6 protein-coding genes and 1 pseudogene are annotated in these 5,600 nt (G+C 44.1%); all 7 read right to left on the bottom strand.

Annotation, left to right across the window (positions count from 1 at the left end):
- Positions 1-186 (bottom strand): annotated as a pseudogene (locus ACFINA_RS09255) (hypothetical protein); the annotation flags it as partial.
- 1 nt (position 187) lies between these two features.
- Positions 188-1,264 carry a major capsid protein gene (locus ACFINA_RS09250; RefSeq protein WP_375615484.1) on the bottom strand — a complete coding sequence of 359 codons (1,077 nt, stop codon included), beginning with the start codon at positions 1,262-1,264 and terminating at the stop codon, positions 188-190.
- 12 nt (positions 1,265-1,276) lie between these two features.
- Positions 1,277-1,645, bottom strand: a complete 369-nt coding sequence (locus ACFINA_RS09245; protein ID WP_375609570.1) for a head decoration protein — start codon at positions 1,643-1,645, stop codon at positions 1,277-1,279.
- A gap of 259 nt (positions 1,646-1,904) precedes the next feature.
- The gene (locus ACFINA_RS09240; protein ID WP_375607154.1) at positions 1,905-2,972 is read right to left on the bottom strand and encodes a S49 family peptidase; all 1,068 of its coding nucleotides are present in this window, start codon (positions 2,970-2,972) and stop codon (positions 1,905-1,907) included.
- On the bottom strand, positions 2,962-4,506 hold the full coding sequence (locus ACFINA_RS09235; protein WP_375615483.1) for a phage portal protein: 1,545 nt from the start codon (positions 4,504-4,506) through the stop codon (positions 2,962-2,964). Before ACFINA_RS09235 ends, ACFINA_RS09240 begins: the two co-directional genes overlap by 11 nt.
- The gene (locus tag ACFINA_RS09230; protein WP_375615482.1) at positions 4,506-4,754 is read right to left on the bottom strand and encodes a phage head-tail joining protein; all 249 of its coding nucleotides are present in this window, start codon (positions 4,752-4,754) and stop codon (positions 4,506-4,508) included. Before ACFINA_RS09230 ends, ACFINA_RS09235 begins: the two co-directional genes overlap by 1 nt.
- Before the next feature lie 3 nt (positions 4,755-4,757).
- Positions 4,758-5,600, bottom strand: an 843-nt coding sequence (locus ACFINA_RS09225; RefSeq protein WP_375615481.1) for a terminase gpA endonuclease subunit, incomplete at its 5' end; no start/stop codon positions are given.

Here is a 5,600-nt window from a genome sequence, read left to right as displayed (position 1 = left end):
ATCAAGTTCCTTTCTTGCAATTGTGGTAGAGATTCTGCCACCGGCGTCCGATTCCGAATGTTTAATGGTGTAAATCGCTGTAATTTGAAATGATTGTTGATTATCCTTTCGCGTGTAGATGACGGGTTGCCCAAAAGTGTTGCGCACGTCTTGAATCATTTTATTAAGCAACCCATGCCATCGCATGTTATTTTCCTCCACTGACCGCTTTAAAGAGCATTTCAGGACGCGTGCAAATATAAAGCGGATAGCTATAGACCTCCGGTTTTACCCATGCATTACGGTCGTGGTCGACGATAAGCATCGTGTAGAGGGGTTTTCCAACCGTGTTGGCAAAATCCAAGCTTTCTCCAGGAGAAAAGGTTTTTTGAAACACTCCCGGTGCATTGGCAGGCAAGAATTGACATTCATCAGGCTTAATGCCTATGGCGCGCTTTGTTCCAGCCTTCGCACTCACATTATAGTTATGAATACTCCGGTAATTAATGAAAGTCACACCCGCAAAGTCAAAGCTACCAAAGCTCCCCGAACCAATTGCGCTTGGTGTTGCAACTCCTCCAGCACTATTCAAAGTTTGTGCAAGAGCTGTGTTGAGATAAGTCTCACGAATTGTTTTATGGTTTTTCAATTTGGAGAAAAACTCATTTCCACAAAGCCCAATAATGCGTGAACGATCAGTGAATGCTCCCTTTGAAGCTTCAATCATTTTCATAATGACTTGATCAACATGATCAGCAACATTGGTTGATTCATTATTTAATTTAAAGTCAATCGGCTTTGGTGGTGCGATTTCCCATTCCTTGTACCAATCAACAATCACTGAACCATCGGCATCAAGAACCACCCCTTGAACAGCGCCAAGTTGCATGTTTTCCCATGTCAATTCGATTTCAGAAATCAGTTTCTTTTGTTTTCTGGCAATATATTTCATTGCCGTCTCGAGTTGATCTTCTGTCCCAAATTCACGCCGGTTTTGGATTTCCTCTGATTTCACCGTGTCACTTTTGGCAATCCGTGTTGTTTTGAAAAACCGAAGATTACGCCCATCTCTATCACCTTCTGCTAAGGGGGCGCCACGTTCACTGGTTTGAATCAAGGACAATGTATTGTCACGTCTTTCAATACCAACCACTGTGGTGCTTGTTTCCACTTCCTCAAAAAGATCAAGAGAACTAATAAGTCCCGGTTGAAACTCATAGTTTTCAATCGCTTTCATCATTGTGGTGGCAGAGAAAGCGTCGTGTTTAAAAAAGTTCATATCCATGTGCGCATTCTCCTATCGCAATAAAATATTGTTATGATCTTCGAGAGACTGAATGGCAGCACTTTTTTGTTCATCTGTAATGGCATCTGGCCATAGCAATTCAGAAGCTTTTACAGTGCATAAGCGTGCTGTAATCACGGCACGTTGATCGGCTTGAGAGGCATCAACAGTGGCAAAAGAAATTCCAGCAGGGATTTGGCTGCCATCTGATGCTGCTGGATTAAGGGGGGCATATTTTTCTGATGCTGTAATTTTCCCCATGACAGTTCCTGCTTCAATGAAGGCTCCTGATGCAAAAACCACTTCTTCGTTTGACATATCCGTATCGTAGGGTCCAAGATAAGCGCCATTGCGTACGTCTTCATAAATAATATTATTCATTTTATTGCCCTCCAAGCTGTTTCCCATTTTGTATGAATTTTTGCCTTGCTCGTTCCATCACTGTGAGGGGTATAAGGCGAGACTTTTAAAGACGCGCTTTGAGAGCTAGCAGCCGTCAATACACACTGGCGTGCTTTCTCAACACTCATACCGTTTTGAATAGCTTTTGCTGCGTCAAAAGAAACGCCTAAGTGCTTTGCTTGCCTTTCAAGGGTTGTTAGTGCCTTGCCACGTTTTCTTTCCTTTTCAAGAGCAGCTTTTATGCTTTCTTGTTTATTTTCGTCCTCATCTTCGTCTTCGTTTTCTTCTTCATCGTCGAAGTCTTCGGCGTTTTTGTCGATGTCACTATCGTCTTCGTCCTCTTCCTCGTCATTGATGATGTCGACGATCTTTTCGTCATCCTCTTCTTGGGCGCGGTATTGTGTGCGTGCCATGTGTTTTTTCCTTCTTTTGTTGATGTTGGGTTTTGTGATATGGAATCCGTTAAGGCTTCCAAAGCTTGCGCAAGGGTGCCCTGCGCATCTGCTAATCCAAGCTCTAAAGCTTGGGTGCCTATAAAAGTTTCTGCTTTTGTGTCACGAATTGCGTCCGCACTCAGAGGTCTGTTTTTTGCAACCCAATCGACAAACATTTCGTAGAGCAGGGCGCAATCGGCTTGCATTTTTATTTGTGCTGTATCGCTCAAGGGTTCGTGAGGATTGCCATGGGTTTTGTGATCACCTTCAAAAACGAAGGTCCATTTAAGCCCGTGTTGCTCATCTGCACGAGATTGGTCAAGATGGGCGCAAACAACCCCAATCGAGCCTACAACACCGGTGCGTGCAACCCATATTTGAGAAGCCGCACAAGCAATGGCATAAGCTGCAGAACAAGCAAATTCATTGGCATGCGCCCAAATGGGTTTGTTATATTGTTTTGAAAGGGTTTGAAACTCTTCAACCAAATCAAAGATGCCACCGGCTTCTCCACCACCACTGTCAATATCAAGTAAGACGGCATGAACATCAGGCTGTGCCATGGCTTCACGAAAAGAAGCCCTTAACCCTTCATAAGACGTCAATCCCGATAAAGCTCCAAGCCATGCACCGCGGCGTACAAGCGTGCCATGAACCGGTATTATAGCAACATTGTTTTGCACCACATAGGTTTCTGGTGGTCTTAAAGCTTCTGTACTCCCTTGCGAATAAGCTTCAATGGGAAACTTTTCACTTGCAAAAAGCCGTGGAGCAAGAGCATTGAGAATAATATCAAGCTTTGTGGAGGCAAGCATGTGTGGAACTCCAAAAAGCCGTGATGCCAAAAACGGCATGTCGAGATTATTCACCATTTGTCTGCGCCTTACTGTCTTGGTTGTTTTCATAAGTCTCAGAAGTCTCTGAATCTTCATCATCAATCGCTTGATTTTCACCAGAAGGCGCTGCCATATCCGTGTCAAAAGATAAGCCGCGTGCACGAGCGTCTGTGTGCTCTTCTTGCAGTTCGGCATGAATGCTGTCGATATCAAAGCCGCGCTCGGCCAGTGCCATGCGTCGTGTTTTCAAGCCTGCACGAATTTCTTCTTTTTCTGCCGTGATATCCTTGTTTGGATCAATCATTTCAAGCGGGGGCGCAAAGCTTTCACATTGAAGCCATGGCAAGGAATTTTCTTCCCATCCGGGTAAGTGAACGCGTCCAGAAAGTACTGCCATTTCAACAAAACGTTCCCAAACAATGCGGTTAAACTGAAAGGCAATGATATGTTCACGCCATTGTTTGACATGCCGTCTAAACTGAATGATAGAGGTTCGCACATTGGAAAAATTACCGCGCGTAACGTCTCCAGTCACAACGGCATAAGGCATATTGAGAGCCGAGCAAATTTTTGAAATATTGCGAAATTGGAAAGCCTCATAAGAACCTCCAACCTCAACAGGGTTAGAGAATGTAACCTCTTTATTCTCTCCTAAATAAAGAGATGCACCGGGTGCAATGGCAGGTGCTTCGTATTCTTCTTCAACGTCGTTTTTATCACGATTATCGGATAATTTTGCGACGTTTGGGGAATTGTCCTTGACAAACGCCGCGAAAAGAGCCGCCGTCCTTTTTCGATCAAGTTCTGCATCATCATAGGATTCGAGTTGAAAGATCTTTGTCATACAGCGCGTTATTTTGGGAGAACCGCGCAATTGTCCGGCAATCCGGCGTTCTTTGATATGAATGACCATTTCAGTAGGCACACGTATGCGCTCTTGGCTCTTAAAGGCTCTGTTTGCAGGACAATCATCATAGGGATGATGTTCCCAGAAATGATAAGCAACGCGCTTACCACTGGCATCGAATTCAATTCCCATACGAATGTAATTGCCTTCAATTTCAGCAGGTCCATTATAGGTGAGATCCAGCATTTCAGTAGGATAAACTTGTAATTGAAGCGGCACACCAGAGCGCCCATAAAGGTCAACATAATGCAATCTTACAAAGCATTCGCCGGTTAAAAAGACCTCTCGTGCAATGGTTGCTTGCAGCCCATAAAAGCTGGCATCTTCGTCGTAGTCTGCTTCATCAGCCCATTGCCACCATAAGTCTAAAAGCTTTTTCTTTTCTTCTTGAAAACCTTCAATGCGAGGATAAGGTTTAATCCCATCACTGACAGCCGCAGAGACCCATTCTTCAGTCGCAGAACCGTAAAGAGCTTCATTGTCATAAAGCCATCTTGAACGGGCAACAATGGTATCACCGCATTCTTCAATCGCTTTATTGATATGTTTTTTTGCGGGATCAAAACCACCCATGCGACGGCTTTTGCTTGCCGCTTCAAAATGGGGATTGTGTTGACGAGAAATTGTAAAAAAGCCCGTAAGTTTATTGATAAAGCCAGCCATTAATAGCCTCGTGAGATATTAAAATAGAACACGCGTGAACCTTTACGCCCTTCAAGGTCCGCTATTTGCGTATTGATCATTTCAAGAGCTCTGCGCAGTTCCTCAACAGAGCGGTTGCTGACTTGCTTATCGCCGTGACGCACTGATTGCGCACCCGAATAAAGAGCCTCTTCAATTTGCTCTCGCCGCCTTTTTAAACTTTCCAGTCTGTCAATTTTGCTGTTAAATTGTCCTAAAGTTTCATCCACAAATTACCTCCAATCCCCTTGCATATAAGGATTCATCACTGTTCTGGATTGTTTCCTTTGAGGTTGTGCTATCTGAGATCTTCTTGGAGAAGTGAATGAAGAAATCCCAGATGTTGGTTGCTCTACAGAACTTTCAATTTTAAGTTTTTCCAAACGCTCTTCTAAGATATCGACTTCTCGATTAAGGTTTATTCCTGCCGAAATCAGACCTTGTAAAGCAGCATAAGCATAGACCCTACAGTCCAAGGCTTCGTTTCTTGCCTTTTCACTTTTTTGCCATTCAATACGCTTGAAGCCTTTAAAATATTTGATGACTTTTCTTTCAGCGGTTAGCTGGTCAAAATATTCCAGGTCAAGGCTTTTGTGAAAGTGTGTTGCACCAGCCCCCGTTGCTTCAGGACCCGATTTTTTAAATCGTGCTGTAATGATATCTTTTGCGGCATCAACCCCAACAATATAAAGATTAATCTGTCCTTTATTGTTTCTGCTTGGTCGGCGTGGCCATACCGCACGCCATCCCGCCTGTCCTTTAATACCCCAGATGCGCCGCCCCTCACGCGGGCGTACATAATTATAAACTGCCTGTGTATGTCCACCACCGGTATCAATACAAGCCGCTGTTATCCTAATCCCTTCTTTATAGCCTGGATGTGGCCAGCGTTTTGCAAGATATTCATCCAATTGGTCCCACACTTCAAAAGAAGAGGGATCACCAAGGATCACTTGATAATCAATATGCCAACTTTCTTCACTACGCCCCCATCCCACTACTTCAAGCTCTAAACGATCATTTTGCACATCAATGCCTGCTGTCAACACGACGGCTTGTTCTGGTGCAAGGGGATA

Source organism: Bartonella sp. AC10YNML, from assembly GCF_042196825.1.
Taxonomy (GTDB): Bacteria; Pseudomonadota; Alphaproteobacteria; order Rhizobiales; family Rhizobiaceae; genus Bartonella.
Note: the sequence above shows the minus strand (reverse complement) of the source record. Positions and strands in the feature narration are given on the sequence as shown.